We start from the raw sequence: 21948 nt of genomic DNA on the forward strand, positions 1-21948 counted from the left end.
ACTAGCCTGTATATACAGGCCGGGGAAGCAAAGATCGTCATGCGGGTCATCTCTTCACAACAAGCTGCGGATCTTCTCGAAGACGGGATGACTGTCGCTGCTTCGGGTTTTGGAGGATGCTGCCATCCCGAAGCCATCACGGCTGCAGTGGAGGAGCGTTTCCTCGCCTCTGGAAAACCCCGCGACCTGACACTTCTGTTTGCTGCCAGCACGGGCGATCGTCAAACGCGCGGCATGGGGCATTTTGGCTATGAAGGCCTCGTCACCTGCGTGATTGCCGGGGGATGGCGGGGAACGCCGCGCCTTGGCAGACTGGCGATCGAGGAAAAGATCGAGGCGCATTGCTGGCCGCAGGGCGTCATCGCGCAGCTCTATCGGGCGATTGCCGCCGGTCAGCCTGGAGTGGTCACCCATATCGGGCTCGGCTCTTTCATGGATCCGCTGCATGGCGGCGGCCGCATGAATGCGACGACGCCGCGCGCGCTTGTCGAGCGTGTGTCGTTGCGCGGCAAGGAATGGCTGCTTTATCCGTCGATGCCGCTCGACTGCGTGCTTTTGCGCGGAACGACGGCCGACGAAGACGGCAACATCACTCTCGAGGATGAGGCTTTCCCGCTCGACGTGCTCGCCATGGCGCAGGCAGGCCGAAACTCCGGCGGTATCGTCGTCGTCCAGGTCAAGCGGATTGCCGAGCGCGGCTCGTTGCCGGCCAACGAGGTTCGTATCCCGGCGGCGCTGGTCGATTATGTCGTCGTCTGCGATGATCCGGCCCAGCACGGCGTCAGTTTCGCCGAGACGGACAATATCGCTTATACCGGGCGCGTCCGGATGGCGGTGAGCCGCCTGCAGCCGGCGCCACTGTCGGTCGATAAAATTATTCAGCGACGTGCCTTCCTGGAGCTGGCGCCGCTCAATCGTCCAACCATCAACCTCGGCATCGGCATTGCCGCCGGGATCGGCCGCATCGCCAGCGAAGAGGGATTCGACGATTATACGGTGACGATCGAGTCCGGCGTCATCGGTGGCGTGCCGGCCGAGGAGCTGTCCTTTGGCGCCGCCGTCAATCCGACCGCCATCGTCCCACAGGCTTCGCAGTTTGATTTTTACGACGGTGGCGGCCTCGATATCGCCTTCCTCGGCATGGCCGAGGTGGATCCGCACGGTGCGGTCAATGTCAGCCGATTTAATAACTCCATCGTCGGGGTCGGCGGCTTCACCAATATTTCGCAGACGGCCAAGCACGTTGTCTATCTCGGCGCGTTTTCGGCTGGTGGCGCTGAAATTGCGGTTGCCGACGGCAGGCTCGACATCATCCAGGACGGCCGCTTCTGCAAGATCGTTGATGATGTCGACCAGATCAGTTCGAGCCCCGCCTTTGCGCCGGAGGGTCAGTCACAGCTCGTCGTCACCGAGCGGGCTGTCTTTCGGGTAATCGACGGATGCTTGACGCTGACGGAGTTTGCCCCCGGCATCGATCTTGCCGCCCATATTCTCGATCGCCTGCCGAAGAGCGTCGCTGTGTCGGACCAGCTTAAGCAGATGGATGCACGTTTGTTTTCGACCCATGCGATGAAGGACTTTGCCCCATGAAAATCGAGGGAGCCGCCATCATCGTCACTGGCTCGGCAACGGGCGTCGGGGCCGCATGCGTGAAGCAATTCGCCGAGGGCGGTGCCAGGGTGGTCGTCAACTACAGCCGCAGCAAGAAAGAGGCCGATGAGACCGGCGATATCTGCCGCAGCCTGGGCGCTGAGGTGGAGATCGTCCAGGCCGACGTTGCCGATGACGCGGCTTGCCGCCGGATGGTCGCGACCGCCGTCAACCGATGGGGGCGGCTCGACGCCTTGGTGAACAATGCCGCAATGACGGTCAAATCCGATCCTTTCGATCTGGAGACGCTGTCGGCCGAAGATTTCCAGAACGTTTTCGGTGTCAACGTCATCGGCGCCTATCAGATGTGCCGGGCGGCGGTGCCTGCGATGCGTGACAGCGGCGGCGGTGCGATCGTCAATGTCTCATCCAATGTTGCCTTTACTGGCGGCGGCAGCTCGCTTGCCTATACGGCCTCCAAGGGCGCGCTGAATGCGCTGACCTTGGCCTTGGCGCGCACCTGCGGTCCCGATATCCGCGTGAATGCCGTTTGTCCCGGCATCATCGATACGCGCTGGATGCGCGACACGCTCGGGCCGGATGCCTATGGAGCCATTGCCAAGCGATTTTCGGAAACCGCGCCGCTCGGCCGTGTCGCGACGCCGGAAGACGTTGCCGGCGCTATTGTCTGGCTTGTTCAGGGTGCAGACTTCGTTACCGGCGAATTGCTTTCCGTTGACGGCGGCATCCGCCTGTCCGGCGGCGTTCGCAAACCTGCGACATCTGGCGGAGCCGCATCGTGACGCTGTCGGCCCAATCCATCCTCGACTTCCCGGTGCCGCAAGCAACACATGTGGTCACCGCAAGAGATGCCATCCTTTACGCCCTGTCGGTTGGCTACGGCACCAACGCGCTCGACGAAAAGGCATTGAACTACGTCTATGAACGCGATCTCGTGACCGCGCCGACCCTTGCCAATATCGTGGCCCATCCAGGCCCATGGATGCAGCAGACAGGCGTCGACTGGGCGCGTCTCGTGCATTCCGAACATCGCCTGACGATCCACCGGCCGGTCCCCCTCGATGTGCCGCTGATCTCCCGGTCGCGCGTCCTGTCGGTGATCGACCGCGGCGTTGAGAAAGGAATGTTCGTCAGCTTCGAGCGCCTGATCGCAACCGCGGACGGGGATGAGCCGATCGCGACGATCGTCCAGACGAATGCGTGTCGCGGCGACGGTGGATGCGGTTCGGTGGGATCTGCGCCTGAACCTCTGTCCAAAGTCCCGGGCGGAGAGCCGGACTTGGAATTCAATGTCGACATTCCTGGCAACGCCGCTCTGCTTTATCGCCTGAACGGCGATCTCAATGCACTGCATGTCGATCCGCAGGCAGCCGGCCGGAGCGGCTTTGACCGGCCGATCCTGCATGGACTGTGCAGCTTCGGCTATGCGGGCTACGCCATCGTCGCTGCCCTCGATCCAGGCATGGCTATCGGCTTGAGCGCGATTGCGGCGCGTTTCAGCGCGCCGATCTTTCCCGGGGAAACGATCACCGTGCAGATATGGCGCAACGATGCCGAGATCCGCTTCAGGGGGCTCGTTGCTTCTCGGGACGCTATCATCCTCGACAATGGCATGGCGAGGCTGTCATGACGAAAGCAGTCAAACCGGCCGCCGGCGAGGCGCGCCATTATATCAGGATCAAGGAGCAGATCCTGGCCGAGATCGCCGAGGGCAAGCTGCAGCCGGGGGACCGGGTATCCTCCGAAAGCGAATTGGTGGCGGCATTCGGCGTCAGCCGCATGACGGCGAACCGGGCACTGCGGGAGTTGATGTTCGAGGGTGTTCTCAAGCGATCCGCCGGCATCGGAACCTTCGTGTCGCCAAAGCACTTGGACGTCGATCTGCTTCAAATCCGCAACATAGCCGATGAAATACTGGAACGGGGTCACACGCATCAGGCGGTGGTCGTCAAGGCCGGGCTGATGAAGGCGGATGCCAATGTTGCCGACGCGCTCGAACTGACCCTCGGCGCGGAGGTGATGCATTCGCTGATCGTGCACATGGAAAACGACCAGCCCATTCAGATCGAGGAGCGCTATGTCAATCCGCTGGTGGCGCCCGACTATCTGTCGACCGATTTCCGCAGCATGACGCCGCACGAATATCTGACGAAGGTGGCGCCGATAACGGCGTTCGAACATATCGTCCAGGCCGTCAAACCGGATCCCGCCATACGCAAATATCTCGGCCTGAAGAATGATCACCCTTGCCTGCGCGTCTTTCGGAGGACTTGGTCAGGCGAAGCCGTCGTGACCTGCGCGCTGTTATACTATCCGGGCGCGCAATATCGACTGGAAGCGCGGTCCACCAAGGGTCCTTCTAAACCCGTCGCTATTCTCGGAGAAAAACAGTGAGCGCTCCCAATTCTCCATCGATCATCTTTAGCGCAGCGCCGCCGACAATTGAGAACATCGCAGCAATTGCCCGTCGTCATGCAAGGATCGAAGTATCCGCCGAGGTCGAGGCCCGGCTTGCGGCCGCGCGCGCCGTCGTCGATCGCTATACGGAAAAGGATCTGCCGGTCTATGGCCTAACGACGGGACTGGGAGCGGGGGTCGATACACGACTTGCAACGGAAGATCTGGCGGCGTTCCAGATGCGTGTGCCGCAAGCCCGCGCGGTCGGCGTCGGACAACCGCTAGCACAGGAATCCGTGCGGGCGATGATGGCCGTCAGGGCCGCCGGCATGGCGGCGGGCGGTTCCGGCGTTTCTTCCAAAGTCTTCCACGGTCTGATTGCCGCCATCAATGCAGGTGTTCATCCTGTCGTCCCGTCATTGGGCTCGATCGGGGCGGCGGATTTGGCTCCGCTTGCCCATATGAGCCGCGGCCTTCTCGGCTTCGGCGAGATCGAGCTTGGCGGCGACGTGCTGCCGGCCGCCATCGCTCTTGAAAGGGCAGGCCTGAAGCCGCTCGAATTGGCGCCGAAGGACGGGCATGCGCTTGTTGTGGCCAACAGTCTCTCTATCGGCCTCGCCTGTCTGGCGCTTGAGGATATCGAGCGGCTCTTCGATTGGTCCCTGAAGGCGATTGCCGTAAATTTCGAAGCGTTCCGGGCCAATGTCAGCGTCTTCGACGACCGCGCTCTGGCCGCGAGACCGGCCTTTGGACAGCGCCGTGTCGCCGCTCAGTTGATGGACTTGCTTTCGGGAAGCTCCTTGCTCGCCGCCGATGCAGCAAGACGTCTCCAGGATCCTTTGAGCTATCGCTGCACACCGCAGGTCTGGGGCGCGTTGAGGCATGCGATCGACGAGGCAAGGCAGGCGACCGAGATAGAGCTCGTCAGCTCCAGCGACAATCCTGTCGTGATCGCATCCGAGGGCGTCATTCTTTCACACGGCAATTTTGACATGACCGCGTTTGTGCTCGCCTGGGAAAGGCTGGGGCAGGCGATGGCGCATTGCGCCGCAGGCACCGCCTATCGGATCATGAAAATCATGTCGCCCGGCATGTCCGACCTCCCGCGCTTCCTGACCCCGATGGGCCAGAGCCGTACCGGTTTTGCGACCGTGCAAAAGACCGTCTCGGCCATGGAAGCCGAAATCCGCCATCTCGCCATGCCGGTTTCGCTCTCGCCGTTTCCCGTCGCCGATGGCATCGAAGACCAGGCGTCGATGGCCCCGAGCGTTTTGGCGAAGACGCAGGCGATCGTCGAGCGCCTGCGCTATCTGGTCGCCATCGAACTGATCGCCTCGGTACAGGCCGTCGAGCTGCGAGGCGTCTCAGGCGAATTGGGCAAGGGATCGGCGCAAGCCCATGCTTTCGTCCGCAGCCACGTTCCGCCGCTTGAAGAGGATCGCGCGCAAGGGCCGGATTTTGCGACGATTGCCGCATTGATCGGGCTTGGCCCGCAATAAGCCCGGTTCGCCACTGCCCCGGCAAGAAGGGCAAGGCGCTGACCGGTCATGCCGATGGTTGTTCCGGGGAATGCCATCGGTTCGTTCATTGAAAAGTCAACAAGAGGGAATGGTTATGAAAAATTGGACAAAAGGCATCTTTGCAGCGGGTATCATGGCAGCCGCCATGTTCCAGTCTGCATCCGCAGAGACCATCAAGGTTGGCAGCAAGAATTTCACCGAGCAGTTCATCCTCGCCGAAATGTATGCCGCCGTTCTGGAAAATGCCGGCTTGACCGTCGAGCGCAAAATCAACCTCGGTGGCACGCTGATTGCGCACCAGGCATTGGTGACGGGCGAGATCGATCTCTATCCGGAATATACCGGCACGGCACTCGCGTCTGTCGTCAAGGGCGAGATGTCGACCGATGCCGACAAGGTCTACACCCAGGTCAAGGACTTCTACGCCAAGCAGTTCAACCTTACATGGCTGAAGCCGAGCGGCATCAACAACGGCTACGTCATCGTCGTTCGGCAGGAATCGGCGCAGGCCAACAATCTGAAGAGCCTGTCGGATCTCGCCAAGGTTTCCAAGACCCTGGTCTTCGGCGGCGGCGCCGAATTTCCCGACCGCGCCGACGGCTTGCCCGGCCTGAAGCGCGTCTACGATGCCGAGTTCAAGGAGTTCAAGCAGTTTGCCAAGCTTGGTCTTCGTTATGACGCGCTGGAACAAAAGGACATCGACGTTGCCAACGGTGCAGCGACCGACTGGCAGATCGGCTCGAAGAACCTCGTGCCGCTGGCAGACGACAAGGGTCTGTTTCCGCCCTATTACGTGGCTCCCGTTGTCCGCCAGGATGTGCTGAAGGCCAACCCGAAGGTTGCCGAACTGCTGGAAGCGGTCGGCTCCCATCTCGACAATGAGAAGATGCGGGTCCTCAATGCCAAGGTCGAGACCGATCACGAGGAAGCCAAGGACGTGGCGGTCGAATTCTTGAAGGAAAACGGCCTGCTGCCGAAATGATTGTCATGCCTCCGCGGCCGGGTATCAATCCGGCCGCGGTCTGGCGCGGCGATCCTTTAACGGTATTTGTTCGAAAATCCGTCCGGTCCGGGGCCGGACAGAAATGTGGAGAAGCAGGAAATGCAGGAAATCTGGATCGATTATCTCAACGCCCTCGATGCCAAGGCGCTGGCGCTGACGAATGACGAGATTCTCGATGCGGTATCGAAGGCGCTGGATGCACAGGGCAGGGGTGAAACCGTCATCGAACCGCGTGTTCATCTTGTGCCGGAGAGCTCCGACAAAGGCCATTTCAACGTGCTTCGCGGCTATGTCAAAGCGCTGAATTATGCCGGCGTCAAAGTCGTCGGCGACTTCGTCGACAACTACAAGGTCGATCTGCCTTCAGAGCTTGCGGTCCTCAACCTGTTCGACCCGAACACCGGCGTGCCGAAGGCCATCATCGACGCAACTGCTATCACCGACATGCGCACCGGCGCCGTGACTGCCCTTGGCGCAAAATATCTCGCCCGCAAGGACAGCAAGATTCTCGGCCATATCGGTGCCCGCGGAACCTCTTATTGGAATGTCCGCCTTCTCGATCATCTCTTCGACTTCGATGAAATCCGTGTGCATTCGCGCCGGCCGGAAAGTCGTGATGCCTTCGCCAAGCGTCTTGAGGCGGATCTCGACAAGAAGATCGTCGTCACCGACAATTGGGAGGATTGCCTCAAGGGCGCCGACATCATGGTCGAGGCCAGCCGCCTGCCGGAACCGGCGCCGCTGTTCAAGACCGAATGGGTGAAGAAGGGGGCCTTCGTCGTGCCCTATGGCACGATGAGCGCGCTTGAATTCGATCTCACCGACATCATGGATAAGGTCGTCGTCGACGATTGGGGACAATGCGGCCCCGGCAAGCCTTTCGGAGCGCTTCGCCGTCACGTCGACGAGGGCAAGGTGACGGCCGAGAACCTGCATGCCGAAATCGGCCAGATCGTCTGCGGCATGAAGCCCGGCCGCGAAAGTGACGAGGAGACAATCCTGTTCTGGCATCGCGGCCTCAGCACGACCGACGTGGCGCTCGGCGCCGCCATGGTCGATAAGGCAAGAGAGATGAATATCGGCCAGCGGCTGCGGTTCGCATAATCGTCATGGTGAAGTCCGAGCCGATCGCCTGTTCGAGAATGTATAATCTCAGTCCGCGCGTTCGCGGCCTGTGGGACGCGCTGTTTGCGCTGGTCAGCTTGCAGTCCGGCATAGAACTCGAGATCATCGCTCATGCAGCACCAGCCCCCCTGTCGGAATTGTGGGCGAGGCCGGACATGGGCGCGGTCTTCATGTGCGGTTATCCGTTTTCGCGCATGCCCGTGGCTGCGCGACCGACGATGCTTGCCGCACCCGTCTCGAGCGAGGCATGGTCTTTGGACCAGCCGCTCTATGCCAGCCACATTCTTGTCGCCTCCACCGGGCCGGTGAACGCGGTGGCCGATCTCGCTGCGGCCCGCTGGGGCTGGACCGTGCGCGATTCCCAATCGGGCTACCACGCGGCGCGCTCCTTCCTTGCCGGCCAGTTTGCCGGGAAAATGAAGCAGAGCATGACCGTCGGACCGTTGCTCAATCCTTCAGGCATCGTCGCCGCCCTCAAGGACGGCAGGATCGATGCGGGTGCGATCGACGCTTACGCTTTTCAATTGTTGTCGATGCACGAACCCAACGCGGTCGATGGTCTTCGTATTCTTACGACGACCGATCCGCTTCCGTCGCCGCTATTGGTTGCAGCGCAGACATTGCCTGTGGACATCACCACAGCATTACAGCAAAGCCTCGTGACGTTGCATGAAACGCCTGGGGGAACGTCGGTTTTGGAACGGCTCGGCCTCAGACGATTTTCGGCGGTCACTCCGTCGGCCTACGATATTCTGCCGCAGAGAGCCGACGACGCCGATCGCAGATTGGGGATCCCATGGTAGACAGCCAACGAGCGCCCGGACACGGAGGTCTCGACGATGAAATGGGTCCCTAAACATCTCGACCGGCTATTCGAAGCGCTGTTGGAGCACCTCTATCTCGTTTTTTCATCGGTCGGCATTGCCCTGGTGATCTCGCTGATCGTCGGGATATGGGCGGCAAGGCGGCCGCGAAGTTTTGCGGCCATCATCATCTTCACCGGTATCCTGTTCGCCGTGCCCAGCCTGGCACTGTTTGCGCTTCTCATTCCCATCATGGGTATCGGGGCGGCACCCGCTATAACAGGTCTTGCCGCCTACTCGCTGATGATCCTGATCCGCAATATCGGCATGGGATTTCAGGCTATTCCGCGTGACATACTCGAAGCCGCCGACGGCATGGGCTACGGCACGGCGCGGCGGATCTGGGAAGTCGAGCTGCCGCTGGCGATGCCCTATATTGTCGGCGGCATCCGCATAGCCATGGTGACGGTCATCGGCATCGCGACCGTTGCCGCCTATATCAATGCCGGCGGTCTCGGCGTCATCATTTTCGAAGGTATCGACCAGCGGTTTCCTGAAAAGATCATCGCGGGCGGGCTGCTGACGTCATTTCTGGCGCTCTTTGCTGACTACTGTTTTGCTTCGTTCGAAAAGCTGCTGCGTCGGCGCAGTGGAGGTAAAGCGGCATGATCGTGATCGATGCATTCAGCTGGATCTTCAACAACTCCGGCACCTTCTTCAACGCCTTCAATCGCCATCTTCTGATGTGCGTCCTGTCGCTCGGCATCGCCTTCGTCATTGCCGTGCCACTCGGATTTGCCGTCGCACGGGCACCCCGCGCCGCCTTTGCAGTGGTCAATATTGCCGGCGCCTTGCGCTCCATACCGAGCCTTGCGATCCTGTCGGCGACGATGCCTTTCCTCGGCATCGGATTGTTGCCGTCGGTGATCGCCCTCATCGTCCTTGCCGTGCCGCCGCTGCTGTTGAACACGATCATCGGCATCCGCGAGATCGACGCCTCGGTGATCGATGCGGCAGATGGAATGGGGATGAGCGCCGGGCAGATGCTGTGGGAGATCGAACTTCCTCTGGCCGTTCCGTCCATCCTATCAGGCGTCAGGACGAGCGCCATCCAGGTCATCGGCGGGGCGGCACTCGCCTCCTTCATCGGCGGCGGCGGACTTGGCGATTTCATCAACGCCGGCATTGCGATCATGAACATGCCGCGCCTTCTCGTCGGAGCGGTCCCGATAGCCCTGCTTGCAATCTTTGCGGAATTGGCGTTCGGCGCCCTGGAACGCGTCTTCACTCAACGGCGCTAAGCGGCCGAAAGCGGATAACAAGATGATTCATCTCGATCATGTTACGAAGAATTACGACGGAAGCGGCCAGCATGCGGTCGACAATCTCGATCTCCTGATCGAGACCGGCACGACAGTTGCCCTGATCGGTCCTTCGGGTTGCGGCAAGACCACGACCATGCGCATGATCAATCAGTTGGAGACCCCCACGACGGGACGCGTGCTGGTCGATGGCAGGGATATTGCCCAGGTCGATCAGAAGGAGCTGCGCCGCAGCATCGGCTATGTCATCCAGCAGGTTGGTCTGTTTCCGCATATGTCCATCGCACGCAACGTCGCAACCGTGCCGCGGCTTCTCGGCTGGGAAAAGGCGCGCAGCGATCGCCGCGTCGACGAGCTTCTCGATCTCGTCGGCCTTGATCCGGCCATCATGCGGCAGCGTCTTCCGCACGAATTGTCGGGCGGGCAGCGTCAGCGCGTCGGTTTCGCCCGCGCTCTCGCCGCCGATCCGGCGATCATGCTGATGGACGAACCGTTCGGCGCGATTGATCCGATCACCCGCGTCCGACTTCAGGACGAATTCCGCGATATTCTCAGGAAGGTGAAGAAAACAGTCGTCATCGTCACGCATGACCTCGATGAGGCCATCAAGATGGGTGATCGCATCGCGATCATGCGGGATGGCCGCCTCCTTCAATATGATAGCCCGCAGGAGATCCTTGCGCGTCCCGTCAATGAATTCGTCGAGAGTTTCCTCGGCCCCGACCGAGCCATAAAAAGGCTGAGCTTGATTGCCGTATCGACGATCATGACCGCGCCGGAACCGTTCAAAGGTGAAGCCGAGATCGCCGCTGACGCCACGGTTCACGATGCCTTGGCGCTCATCCTCTCCGGTGAGATGCCAGGCCTGCACGTCAGAGCCGCCGATGGCACGCTTGCGGGATATTTGTCTCGTGACACCTTATTGCGCGCCAATCGGCTATAGAGCAATTCCGGTAAAAGTGCGCAGCGGTTTTGCTCGACGCGGAACAAGACCACCGGCCCTTGCCGAAGAGATCAACATGCCAATGCTACTCACGCGTGCTGAAAGGGATTGCCGATCGGCTGTCTCAGGCTGTAGATGGGTTTCGCACAACGGGATTGGGCAAGCGGCCGGAATGACATCAACTCCGCTCGTTCACTATCGGCCGCTGTCTTAAGCTTTACCAGCGCACTTCGCTGTTACATTGGGGGTCCGACGCCTTTGTCTTCGCTTGTTCTTCCTAGTCGCCCGCTTTCGTTGGCGCGCAACGTCATCTCCACGCCGAATGCTTACTTCTGGGCAACGCCGATCATCCTGGCACTGGCTGTCTTTCTATTCGTCTCGGAAGCGCCAGGCGTGATCCGCGATTTCCAGATCAGCCAGAACCCTTTGACGCTCGAAAATGGCGACGTGCAAAACGGTAGATGCACGACACGCAAGGCAGTCTTTACCGATTGCGAGGCACGCCTTGTCTACAGCTACGGTGGACGAGACTACGACACCGAGGTCGAGGTCATGTTCGTCGATTTCCATACTGGCGACTACGAAACCGGTCTTGTGATATCTGCCGATCATCCGGAACTTGCGACGATAAGCCTGGGTCTGGACATGCTCTGGAACCGGATCATCACGCTCACGGTGTTCGCGCTACTGTTTGGCGGCATGGGCTTGGGGATGATTTTTCTCGCTATCCGCATCTGGTGGGTCAAGGGCCAATTGCTTCGGCCTGCCATGCTGACCCCCGTTCCGGTCGAGGTCACCGCATTCGACCGCAGACGCGGCGTCCTTTCCATTACCTACAATGACAAGATTGCCAATGACAAAACGGGGCGATCGGCTTACACGCGCATGAAGAATGGAGAGGAGCCTCTGATCGTCGGGGAAGCCAATGGCAAAGCGATCGGACTGGCTGTCAGGCACGGCAATACTGCCCTGCCAGTGCTTCTGGACGATCGTCTGCAGCGCGTGACGCTTACGGATGATGAGCGCAACGCGGCTCTTGCACCTTTCGCGTATCAGCAAGAAAGCGATCGGGGTGTGCCGGTTTTGATTGAAGACCCCAAGCAGGCGGGGGTATCGATCTGGAGGCGGTTGCAGGTTTTTTTCGGTATGTTGCTTCTGATCATCGTCGGTGTGCTCGGCTTCTGGCTTTGGTACGTCACGACCTCCACGACACCATTCCAATCGCCTGGCATGGACATCAACAATCTCATGCCGGCGCCGTTAAACGAGTGGGGATGCGAGCAGCTCAAGAAGCGGTTTGGTCAGGATCGCGCGCCGCTTGGTTGCGTCGCCGACGATTACACGAGCTGGAAATAGCAAGACGGTCCGCGCAGTTTGATCGAGCCTTCATGATTGTCGGTAGACCTGAGCGGCCTGTCTTGCGGTGAAAATGCTTTCGGCGTTTCTGCGTCCAATTCAGTCCTGAACGCGTATGAGGCCGTTAAAGCGACCGCTCGCTTAACGGCCGGTCGCTCTGGCGTCGTCTCCACGAAGCGCTTCACGGCTCTAAATTCATTCAGTCCTGGTCTGCGACGACGCAGGCAGCCGAAACCCCACCGGTCGCCGAAAACGCAAGCGTCTCGGACCAATTTTGCAGTTAAAGTACTTTAGATAACACCTTTGCTGAAAATGAAGCACCCATACGGCCCTGGGTCGGAGGTTCTGACGATCGCGAAGGATTTTTTCGCTGCTTCGTAAAACGCGAAACGCTCCAACGCCTCCATCCGAACGGGTCGATCTTCAGCGCGATCGATGACTTTTTGTATCGTCGCGAAAATCGGCATTTGCCCGCTGGCGTCGCCAACGACTTGCATCCTTTTCACCGGTGCATCGATGAATGTGTCCAGTGGGAAAAGCGTCAGAACAGCTTCGGCGACACGCTCCAAGCCGCAGCCGGAAACGTCGATGAGGTGGCCGTAGGTCGTATGCCGGGCGATGGTCTGGGCAGGGTGGTTGACGTCGCACAAGACCAGTTGGTCCCCGTGCCCCATCAGCATCAAAGCATGCATCAGCTCGGCGTTTAAGACTGGATCGATTCCCCTCAGCATGTTGTGCCTCCCTGTCCAAAGGTCTAATCTTTACAGATTATACCAATTCCGTAATGTTTGGAAAAGGGTGCAGCCTCAATGCTTCGTTTATATCTTTGGACAAAAAGTATTCCACATATTTGATGATGCTTATGGTTAGTCAAGTCGTCGCGAGAACGAAGACGAGAAATATCTGAGAATTATGCAATGGATTACTTTACAATGTAAATTCAATGTGTGAAGTTATCGATGCGGATGACGTCCTCCCAGGATAGTGGTGGCGGGTGCAGCTGAGGGCTCTACCTGCCGCCGCTTTGCAGGAAGGTCGATCAAACGTCGCGAGGAGTGCGCGACGCCGTTGGAGGAGGATCATATTTGGCATCGATGAATATCGTCAATGTCGGCAAGGCCTATGGAAACCTGACGGTGATCCATGGCGTTTCCGTCGAAATCCCCGACGGCGAGTTCGTCGTTCTGGTGGGGCCGTCTGGTTGCGGAAAATCGACGCTGCTGCGCATGGTCGCCGGCCTCGAGCCGATAACCTTCGGTGACATCCGGATCGACGGCAAGGTGGTCAACGACCTGCCGCCGAAGGACCGCGATATCGCCATGGTATTTCAGAGCTATGCGCTCTATCCGCACAAGACGGTGGCAGAGAATATGGGCTTCGCGCTGAAGATGCGTGGTGAGACCAAGGCCGTTATCGAGGGGCAGGTGCGCAAGGCGGCCGAGATCCTCGATCTGGTGCCGTATCTTGCCCGCTATCCCCGCCAGCTTTCAGGAGGCCAGCGTCAGCGCGTGGCGATGGGAAGGGCGATCGTGCGCGATCCCAAGGTATTCCTGTTTGACGAGCCGCTCTCTAACCTTGATGCCAAGCTGCGCGTGCAGATGCGAGCCGAGATCAAGGAGTTGCAGCGCCGGCTGGCAACGACGATGATCTACGTGACGCATGATCAGGTGGAGGCCATGACGATGGCCGACCGGATCGTGGTGCTGCGCGACGGACGCGTGGAGCAAATCGGTTCGCCGCTGACGCTCTACGATACGCCCGCCAACACCTTCGTCGCCGGTTTCATCGGTTCGCCGTCGATGAACCTGATCAAGGGCCATATCCGCGCTGCCGCAGAGCCGTTCTTCGAGACCGATGAGGGCATTCGGCTGCCGCTCCACCGCGCGCCTGCAGGCTCGGACGGACGGCCAGCCTTTTACGGCATCCGGCCCGAGCACTTCACACTTGGCGGCTCGGTCAGCGCGCATGTGACGGTCGTTGAATCGACCGGATCGGAAACGCAGGTCTTTGCAAAGCTCGGCCAGCAGAAGATCATCGGCGTCTTTCGCGACCGCGTCGAGGAGCCATCGGACCATGTGATCGCGATGACGCCGAACGCAGCCCTCGTCCATCTGTTTGACGGAGAGAGCGGACTGAGGCTTATCTGAGAGTTCTTGCTGCCGCTTCGAGGAGGAAGCGCCGGCAGCCACAATCGTGGCGGTTTATCAACGGGAGGAGACCCATATGAAAGTCAGTGATTTCGAGAGAATGATGGCGATCGGCCTGAGCCGGCGCGCCATCCTGAAGACCAGTGCAAGCCTCGGTGCGGTCGCAGCAGGAAGCGCCATGCTCGGCCCATTCGGAACGGCCTTTGCGCAGGATGCATCCTTGCGCAGCCAGATCTTGCAGGTGCCGGGTGTCGGCAAAGGCTCGCCAACGGATGCCGACTGGCAGAAGGTTGGCGAGATGTGCCTGGAGGCGACGAAGAAGAGCGTCAAGCAGGGCGAGTTCGCCGGTGTCGAGCTGTCTTTCATGGGCCTGAACAACCAGAACCTACATAACGTTCTGTTCCGTGGCTTCCTCAAGCCTTGGGAGGATTATACCGGCGCCAAGATCACCTGGATCGACCTCGCGCAGGCCGACTACAATCCACGCCTGCAGCAGGCGATCGCAACGGGTACGGTCGATTTCGACCTGCTCGAAATGGGCGCGCCGTTCGAGGGTGATGTCTGCGGCAAGGGGCTGGCGTCGGAGATGCCGGACTGGGTCAAGACCCAGATCGACATGGACGACTATGTCGACTACCTCAAGGCGCCGGTTGGCACCTGGGACGGCAAGACCTACCGCGTCTCGGTCGATGGCGATTGCCACAACTTCAACTACCGTACCGACTACTTCACCGATGCCGACCTGGCGAAGGCCTGGAAGGACGAAGGCCACGAGGGCGAGTGGGGCGTTCCGAAGACCTGGCAGAAGGTTCAGGAGGTCACCAAATTCCTCAAGGGCAAGACCATCGGCGGCATGGAAGCGGTCGGCTATCTCGACGCGCCGAAGGCTTGGGGCGGTTTCGGCTTCTACTTCCTCGGCAGCCGCGCCACCGCCTATGCCAAGCACCCCGATGACAAGGCCTGGTTGTTCGACACCGACACGATGAAGCCGCGCATCAACAACCCGGCATGGGTCCGGGCGATTCAGGACGTCATCGACGCCCTGCCATCGGAAGCGGGCGATCAGCTCAATGCCGATCCGGGCACGACAGCCTTCCAGCAGTTTCTGGCCGGCACCGGTTCCATGGTCTCCTGGTGGGGGGACGTGGGTGCAAGCGCGCGCACCAGCGACAGCTCGGTCGTCGGCGACACCATCGGCTTCGACATTCTTCCGGGATCGGACGATGTCTATAATTCGAAGACCGGCCAGTGGGAAAAGCTTGCCAGCGGCCCGAACCACGCGCCGAACATGGCCTATCTGGGCTGGGGCGTCTATGTGATGGCCCGGGTCGATAGCGATGAGAAAAAGAAGAAAGCGGCCTGGAGTGCTGCAGCCCACCTCGGCGGCAAGGATCTGGCACTCTGGACGGCGGCCTATCCGTCTGGCTTCCAGTGCTACCGCAAGAGCCAGTTCGACATCAAGGAATGGGTGTCGGCAGGTTATGACGAGGCCTTTATCTCAGGCTATCTCGCTTCGCAGTCGAATTCCTACAACCATCCGAACGCCGCTATCGAGCCGCGTATTCCGGGCATCTTCCAGTATTACAGCGTCGCGGAAGACGAACTGGCCAAGGTTTTCGCCGGACAGGTAACCGCACAAGCCGGCGCCGATGCGATCGCTGCCGCCTGGGAGAAGATCACCGACCAGCTCGGCCGCGACAAGCAGCTCGCGCTCTACAAGGCCTCGCTCGGGGCCTGATATCCGACGGACATCTTCGGATGTCTCGTCAATCATCTCAGGCGGCACAAAGTCGTGCCGCCTGAACCGTTGCCCGGTTCCGCACGCCTTTCTGCCTCAAGGGTCTTGCCTATGTCGCATACGATTACCCCAGCCGTCAGCCCTGTGGTGGGCACGACGGTTCAGCGCGCCGCCGCCAGGCGCGGTCGGCTGCTGCTCTTCGCTGCGACCATCTTATTGTTCGCCGTCCTCATTCTCCAGATCCTCGATGCGAGCGGGGTCACGGAGCTCGGCCTCGTCAGCTGGCGACCGCTGCTGTTTGCCTATATCGTCTGGGCGGTGGCACTGTGTGCGAGCCAGGTGATGATCCGCGGTGAGGCGGGGCAGCGCGCGGTTTTCGTGCTTCCCGCCGTGCTCTTCACCGTCGCCATGGTGGTTTTCCCGACCGTTTTCGGGCTTTATATCGCTTTCACGGATTGGAACCTGAGCGCGGCGGCCGGCCGACGCTTCAACGGGCTGGACAATCTACGCACGCTGTTTGCAGACAGGTATTTCTGGAACGCGCTGCTGAACATGGTCTATTATGTTCTTTCGGTCCTCGTTCAATATATCATCGCCTTCGGGCTGGCGCTGCTGCTCAACGCCGAGATCAAGGCGCGCAAATTCTTCCGCGTCGCCTTTCTTCTACCGCTGATGCTGAGCCCGGTAGCCGTCAGTTGGATGATTGGAAAATCACTCATGGAATACCGGTTCGGCCCGGCGGCGACCCTTGCGCGCCATCTCGGCTGGGACAATCCGGCATTCTTCTCGACGCCGTGGCTCGCGCGCACCTCGATCATGGCGATGGATGCCTGGGTGTCGATTCCGTTCATGATGATCCTGCTGCTCGCCGGTCTCCAGGCGCTTCCTTCCGAAATCAAGGAAGCGGCGAAAGTGGATGGAGCGTCCGGCTGGCAGAGTTTCAAGGAGATTACCTTTCCGCTCATGCTTCCGGTCAGCATGACGGTCGTCATCCTGCGCATCATCTTCCAGCTGAAGCTCGCCGATATCGTCATCAACGTCACCGCTGGCGGACCGGGCGGGGCGACGGATACCGTGTCGAGCTTCATCTTCCGCGAATATCGTGACCGTTCCAATGTCGGCTACGGCACCATGCTTGCGGAATTCTATCTCGTCATCATCATCATCTTCGTCGCGCTCATCCTGAAAGGGGCGAGCCGATGGATGCAACGTGAAAATTGAGGCGAAGCCCATGGCGATCATCGCTGAAACATCCGATAGGCGGGGGAGCCTCTGGTCGCGGCGCCCGCAATTCCTGACCAACAGCCTGCTGATCTATGCGGCTCTGGTCTTCTGGGCCTTCATCTCGCTCTTCCCGATTTACTGGACGATCACGACCTCGTTCAAGACAGCGGTCAACGTGACGCAGGGGCATCTGATCCCGTTCGTGGACTTTACGCCGGACTGGAAAGGCTGGCGCTCGCTCGGCCTCTCGCCGGATACGATCCTGGCGCCATCGACTGTGCGCGACGAGTTCATCCGTCGCTTTTTCAACAGTATCGTGGCGTCAGCGGGGGCGTCGTTCCTGGCGGTGCTCATCGGTTCGCTGGCGGCCTATGGGCTCAGCCGGTTCACCTATAAATTCCTTTGGATGGCGAACAAGGACATTTCCTTCTTCTTCCTGTCGCAGTTGATCCTGCCGCCGGTCGTGCTCGCCATGCCGTTCCTGGTTCTCTACAAACACCTGATGCTGCTCGATACGCTGATCGGCCTCATTCTTATCTACACGCTGATGGTGCTGCCGATCGTGATATGGATCATGCGCGACCAGTTCGATACCATCCCGGTCGAGCTGGAACAGGCGGCACTGGTTGACGGCTGCTCGATCTGGGGTGCTTTCCTACGGATCGTCCTGCCGATCGCACTGCCCGGCATGGTGGCAGCTTTCATCCTTTCGGTCATTCTCTGCTGGAACGAATATTTCTTTGCAGCGCTGCTGACGAGTTCGAATGCAAAAACGCTGCCGGTGATGGTGGCAAGCCAGACGGGGTCGCAGGGGATCAACTGGTGGTCGATGGCCGCCATCGCCACGGCGGCGATCATGCCGCTGGTGCTCGTCGGCATTTTCCTGGAGCGTTACATTGTGAAGGGCCTGACGGCGGGCGCCGTCAAATAAAGGCACGAGGAGGATATTTTTAATGCTCAAAAATCTTGACCCGGCGCTCAATGCAGACGTGCTGCACGCCTTGCGCTCCATGGGGCATGGGGACACGCTGGTCGTGTCCGATACCAATTTCCCGAGCGACAGCGTGGCCCGCCAGACGGTGGTCGGCAGGCAGCTCAGCATGGCCAATCTCTCGGCACCGCAGGCGATCCGTGCGATCCTCTCTGTGCTGCCACTCGACACGCCGCTCCAGAATTCCGCCGGCCGCATGGAAGTCATGGGCGCGCCGGGGGAGGTGCCGGCGGTACAAAGCGAGGTGCAGGCGGAGATCGACCGGGCGGAAGGGAAACCTTCGCCCATGTACGGCATCGAGCGCTTCGCCTTCTACGACCTCGCCAAGCAGGCCTATTGCGTAATCTCGACTGGCGAGACGCGGTTCTATGGCTGCTTCCTGTTCACCAAGGGCGTCATCCCACCTGCAGGCGTGTGAGGTGTCAGCCATGAGAACCGGAATTTCCATTCTCGGCATTTTTGTCGCCGACACCGCCTATCTCGCGCCGCGCATGCCGGCTCTGGGGGAAACCATCGCCGGCAGCGGCTTTTCCGTCGGTCCAGGCGGCAAGGGATCCAATCAGGCGGTGGCTGCCGCGCGTGCCGGAGCCGCCGTGTCCTTCATTTCGAAGATCGGTCGCGACACATTCGGCGATCTGGCGCTCAAGACCTATGAGCAGGCCGGCGTGACGGCGAAGCTGACCGTCATGGACGACAAGCCGACAGGGGCTGCCTTCATCTATGTCAACGACCGCACCGGCGACAACGCTATCATCGTCTATGCCGGAGCAGCCGGCACGATCGGCGTCGAGGATGTCGAGGGAGCGCGCGAGACGATCGAGCGATCCGTTGTGTTCATCACCCAACTGGAACAGCCTGCACCCGCGGCCCATCGGGCGCTCGATATCGCAAGGAAGGCCGGCGTCACCACGATTTTCAACCCCGCACCAGCGGGCGTCTTTCCAGCGGAGATCTACCGGCTCTGCGACTATATCATCCCGAACGAGACAGAAGCCGCGGCCCTGGTCGGCTTTCCGATCGAAACGCTAGACGATGCGAAGCGCGCAGCTGACGTGTTTTTGGCGCAGGGAGTGGGTGCGGCGGTCATCACGCTCGGCGCCCGGGGCGTGTTGTTTCACAATGCCGGGCAGTCGGCTCATGTGCCGGCCGTCTCCTGCGGCCCGGTCATCGATACGACCGGCGCCGGCGATGCCTTCGTCGGCGGTTTTGCAGCAGCACTTGCGCGAGGCGCGCCGCCGCTCGATGCTGTCCGCTTCGGCTGCGCCACTGCCGGCATTGCCGTGACGAGACGCGGGACGGCGCCTGCCATGCCCACGCTTGCCGAGATCGAGGCCGTAATGGCCGGCTGACGCCGACATCCTGCCGGTGCAGGCGGCCCATCTGGGCCCTTTTCGAATTCCATCCAGCCAAGGCTGCCAATACCGGCGGCGGGCTTCCGCACGCCGGTGCTTTGGCGAGGGAGGCGAGGGCGGAAGCAGATATCTCCGACGCGGCCGACAACGAATTAATGCATTGCACAACACTTATAACTTTACAAATATAAATTAATCTGTGAAGTAGTGTGCATAGCGACTGAAGTGAGCCAGAGCCGTGACCCAATTGAAATTCGCCACCCGCCTTAATTCTTTTGCCTCGAAGCCAAGGGCCGAATGGCCGGATCTTTCCGGCAAGCCGACCGTCCTGCAAATGGCGACGCGCGCTGCCAAGGTCGATGGTCTAACCGATCTCGATCTCAATTATCCTGACCATGTGGCCGACGATCCTGCCGTCCTGGCGCGTCAGATCGGTGATCTCGGCCTGGCCATCAACGGTTTCGCCATGCGCTATTATACCAATCCGGCCTTCAAGATCGGTGCTTTCACCAATCCCGATTCGGCGGTTCGCCGCGAAGCGATCGATCTCACCAAGAAGGGCATCGACTCAGCCCGCGCCGCCGGCAGCAGGCTGATGACGATCTGGCTCGGCCAGGATGGTTTCGATTATGCCTTCCAGGCGGATTATCATACGCTTTGGCAACACGAAATTGAGGGAATTCGTGAAGTTTGCCTGCATGATCCCGACTGCGCGATCAGCATCGAGTACAAGCCGAACGAACCGCGCTCCTACAGCCTGATGCCCGACTGCGCAACCACGCTCCTGGCGATCAAGGATGTCGACATGCCCAATCTCGGCGTCACGCTGGACTTTGCCCATGTGCTCTATGCCGACGAGCAACCAGCCTTCGCAGCAGCTCTCATTGCCCGCTACAGCCGCGTTCTGGGCGTTCATCTCAATGACGGCTATGCCAAACGCGACGACGGTCTGATGGTCGGCGCGGTGCATACCCAGCAGACGATCGAGCTTCTGCGTCAGATCCGCAAGGACGGTTATGACGGCGCGATCTATTTCGACACGTTCCCCGATATGACCGGTCTCGATCCGGTTCACGAATGCGAGGTGAACATCCAGACCGTCAAGCGGATGCTGACGGTGGTGGATCGCCTCGAGCAGGACAATCGCCTTTCCGGGGCGATTGACCGACAGGATGCAGTCTCTGCGCAGGCGGTTGTCCAGGAACTCATGCTCGGCTGAACTGCCTGACCGTCAACATACCCTGAATTTCTACGATCCTTGAAACCCAAGGCATGCCGGAGGCGTGCCGATCGACACTATCCGGGAGGAACCGATGACGACCTTTTTGAAGACGACCCTTGCTGCCGGCATTGCCGCCAGCCTCCTGTTCGGCGCGGCCGTCGCGCAGGGACTCGCGCCCCTCAATTCCGATACCGAAAAGGACCGTATGGACTGGTCGGAACTCGAAGCCAAGCTTGGCGCGCTCCCCAAGCTGCCCGAAGGCACGAAGGCCGGCGCCGTTTCCAAGACACTGACGAACGAATACTGGCGCTCGCTGGGCGAAGGCTACGCGGCCCTCGGCAAGAAGGTCAACGTTCCCGTCGTTTATCAGGCGGCCCAGAGCGAGGGTGACCAGCTCGGCCAGCTGACCATCGCCGAGGGCATGATCACGCAGGGCTATAACGTCTTGCTCGTCTCTCCGCAGACGGACGCCAACCTGCAGCCGGTCATCGAGCAGGCCAAGGCGGCCAATATTCCGGTCGTCAACGTCAACGATGCCGTCATTCCGCAGGCCGAGCATTATGTCGGCAACGTCCAGCGCGACAATGGCGTGCGTGTGGCCAAATGGTTCATCGAGCATCGTCCCGAGGGCGGCAAGGTCGCCATCATTGAAGGTCAGGCCGGCGTCTATGCGGCGGTGCAACGCACCGACGGTTTCAAATCGACCATCAGCGAAGGCGGCAAGTTCGAAGTCGTCGCCAGCGTTCCGGGAAATTGGGATCGTCAGACGTCCTACGATGCCGCAACCAACATCCTTAACCAGCATCCCGACCTGGTCGGCTTCTATGCCAACAATGACGGCATGGCCCTCGGCATCGTCGAGGCCGTGAAAGCCGCAGGCCTCCAGGGCAAAGTCGCCGTTTTCGGCACCGACGGCATCTCTGACGCTTATGCTTCGATCAAGGCCGGCGAACTGACCGGCACGGTCGACAGCTTCCCGGTCCTGACCGGCGAAGTGGCGCTCGAGGCCGCGCTGCGCCTGGTTGCCGGCCAGAAGCTGCCGCGCGTGGTGGCGACCCCGCAGGCCCTCATCACTGCCGACAATCTCAGCCGCTATCAGGGTGCGGGCGTCGATCTCCGGGCGGTGCTGATGGAAGATGCCAAGGCAGCCAAGTAACGAACGTCAAAGATGCCGACCGTCAAGGCCGGCATCCC

21 protein-coding genes are annotated in these 21948 nt (G+C 60.3%); 20 read left to right on the forward strand and 1 reads right to left on the reverse strand.

Going from position 1 to position 21948, the window contains the following annotated elements:
* The first annotated feature begins 39 nt into the window (after positions 1-39).
* The 12 genes from CUJ84_RS29250 (at position 40) to CUJ84_RS29305 (ending at position 12080) form a co-directional block, all read left to right on the forward strand.
* The gene (locus CUJ84_RS29250) at positions 40-1590 is read left to right on the forward strand and encodes an acyl CoA:acetate/3-ketoacid CoA transferase (protein WP_105009098.1); all 1551 of its coding nucleotides are present in this window, start codon (positions 40-42) and stop codon (positions 1588-1590) included.
* Complete coding sequence (locus CUJ84_RS29255; RefSeq protein ID WP_105009099.1) at positions 1587-2393, forward strand: SDR family NAD(P)-dependent oxidoreductase; 807 nt, start codon at positions 1587-1589, stop codon at positions 2391-2393. Before CUJ84_RS29250 ends, CUJ84_RS29255 begins: the two co-directional genes overlap by 4 nt.
* On the forward strand, positions 2390-3241 hold the full coding sequence (locus CUJ84_RS29260; RefSeq protein WP_105009100.1) for a MaoC/PaaZ C-terminal domain-containing protein: 852 nt from the start codon (positions 2390-2392) through the stop codon (positions 3239-3241). Before CUJ84_RS29255 ends, CUJ84_RS29260 begins: the two co-directional genes overlap by 4 nt.
* Positions 3238-4005, forward strand: coding sequence for a histidine utilization repressor (gene hutC, locus CUJ84_RS29265; protein WP_105009101.1), 768 nt, complete (start codon positions 3238-3240; stop codon positions 4003-4005). The genes CUJ84_RS29260 and hutC overlap by 4 nt, the downstream gene beginning before the upstream one ends.
* Positions 4002-5507: an HAL/PAL/TAL family ammonia-lyase gene (locus tag CUJ84_RS29270; RefSeq protein WP_105009102.1), complete on the forward strand. Its 1506-nt coding sequence runs from the start codon at positions 4002-4004 to the stop codon at positions 5505-5507. Before hutC ends, CUJ84_RS29270 begins: the two co-directional genes overlap by 4 nt.
* 70 nt (positions 5508-5577) lie before the next feature.
* Positions 5578-6510 (forward strand): glycine betaine ABC transporter substrate-binding protein, encoded by a 933-nt coding sequence (locus CUJ84_RS29275; RefSeq protein WP_199788845.1) that lies wholly within the window; start codon positions 5578-5580, stop codon positions 6508-6510.
* Between the two features lie 120 nt (positions 6511-6630).
* A complete protein-coding gene (locus CUJ84_RS29280) occupies positions 6631-7635 on the forward strand; it encodes an ornithine cyclodeaminase family protein (RefSeq protein WP_105009104.1) in 1005 nt (334 codons plus the stop codon).
* Positions 7636-7640: 5 nt separating this feature from the next.
* The gene (locus tag CUJ84_RS29285; RefSeq protein ID WP_105009105.1) at positions 7641-8459 is read left to right on the forward strand and encodes a phosphate/phosphite/phosphonate ABC transporter substrate-binding protein; all 819 of its coding nucleotides are present in this window, start codon (positions 7641-7643) and stop codon (positions 8457-8459) included.
* A 36-nt stretch (positions 8460-8495) separates the two neighbouring features.
* Positions 8496-9128 (forward strand): ABC transporter permease, encoded by a 633-nt coding sequence (locus tag CUJ84_RS29290; protein WP_105009106.1) that lies wholly within the window; start codon positions 8496-8498, stop codon positions 9126-9128.
* Complete coding sequence (locus tag CUJ84_RS29295; RefSeq protein ID WP_105009107.1) at positions 9125-9760, forward strand: ABC transporter permease; 636 nt, start codon at positions 9125-9127, stop codon at positions 9758-9760. Before CUJ84_RS29290 ends, CUJ84_RS29295 begins: the two co-directional genes overlap by 4 nt.
* 22 nt (positions 9761-9782) lie before the next feature.
* Positions 9783-10724, forward strand: a complete 942-nt coding sequence (locus tag CUJ84_RS29300) for an ABC transporter ATP-binding protein (protein WP_105009108.1) — start codon at positions 9783-9785, stop codon at positions 10722-10724.
* A 258-nt stretch (positions 10725-10982) separates the two neighbouring features.
* The gene (locus tag CUJ84_RS29305) at positions 10983-12080 is read left to right on the forward strand and encodes a hypothetical protein (RefSeq protein ID WP_105009109.1); all 1098 of its coding nucleotides are present in this window, start codon (positions 10983-10985) and stop codon (positions 12078-12080) included.
* Between the two features lie 290 nt (positions 12081-12370).
* On the opposite strand, the gene CUJ84_RS29310 is transcribed toward CUJ84_RS29305, so the two are convergent.
* Positions 12371-12811 (reverse strand): RbsD/FucU family protein, encoded by a 441-nt coding sequence (locus CUJ84_RS29310; RefSeq protein WP_105009110.1) that lies wholly within the window; start codon positions 12809-12811, stop codon positions 12371-12373.
* 354 nt (positions 12812-13165) lie between these two features.
* Between CUJ84_RS29310 and CUJ84_RS29315 the strand changes: the two genes are divergently transcribed.
* The 8 genes from CUJ84_RS29315 to CUJ84_RS29350 all read left to right on the forward strand — a co-directional run bounded on the left by CUJ84_RS29315 (position 13166) and on the right by CUJ84_RS29350 (position 21910).
* Complete coding sequence (locus tag CUJ84_RS29315; protein WP_105009111.1) at positions 13166-14227, forward strand: ABC transporter ATP-binding protein; 1062 nt, start codon at positions 13166-13168, stop codon at positions 14225-14227.
* A gap of 76 nt (positions 14228-14303) precedes the next feature.
* A complete protein-coding gene (locus tag CUJ84_RS29320; protein WP_105009112.1) occupies positions 14304-15965 on the forward strand; it encodes a sugar ABC transporter substrate-binding protein in 1662 nt (553 codons plus the stop codon).
* 111 nt (positions 15966-16076) lie between these two features.
* Positions 16077-17186: a carbohydrate ABC transporter permease gene (locus CUJ84_RS29325; protein WP_105009113.1), complete on the forward strand. Its 1110-nt coding sequence runs from the start codon at positions 16077-16079 to the stop codon at positions 17184-17186.
* Between the two features lie 10 nt (positions 17187-17196).
* Positions 17197-18120 carry a carbohydrate ABC transporter permease gene (locus CUJ84_RS29330; protein ID WP_105009114.1) on the forward strand — a complete coding sequence of 308 codons (924 nt, stop codon included), beginning with the start codon at positions 17197-17199 and terminating at the stop codon, positions 18118-18120.
* Positions 18121-18142: 22 nt separating this feature from the next.
* The gene (locus CUJ84_RS29335) at positions 18143-18598 is read left to right on the forward strand and encodes an RbsD/FucU family protein (RefSeq protein WP_105009115.1); all 456 of its coding nucleotides are present in this window, start codon (positions 18143-18145) and stop codon (positions 18596-18598) included.
* A 10-nt stretch (positions 18599-18608) separates the two neighbouring features.
* The gene (rbsK, locus tag CUJ84_RS29340) at positions 18609-19529 is read left to right on the forward strand and encodes a ribokinase (protein ID WP_105009116.1); all 921 of its coding nucleotides are present in this window, start codon (positions 18609-18611) and stop codon (positions 19527-19529) included.
* Between the two features lie 250 nt (positions 19530-19779).
* Positions 19780-20751, forward strand: a complete 972-nt coding sequence (locus tag CUJ84_RS29345) for a sugar phosphate isomerase/epimerase family protein (protein ID WP_199788861.1) — start codon at positions 19780-19782, stop codon at positions 20749-20751.
* Between the two features lie 94 nt (positions 20752-20845).
* Complete coding sequence (locus tag CUJ84_RS29350) at positions 20846-21910, forward strand: sugar ABC transporter substrate-binding protein (RefSeq protein ID WP_105009118.1); 1065 nt, start codon at positions 20846-20848, stop codon at positions 21908-21910.
* Positions 21911-21948 lie beyond the last annotated feature (38 nt).

The organism is Rhizobium leguminosarum (assembly GCF_002953715.1).
Classification (GTDB): domain Bacteria; phylum Pseudomonadota; class Alphaproteobacteria; order Rhizobiales; family Rhizobiaceae; genus Rhizobium; species Rhizobium leguminosarum_V.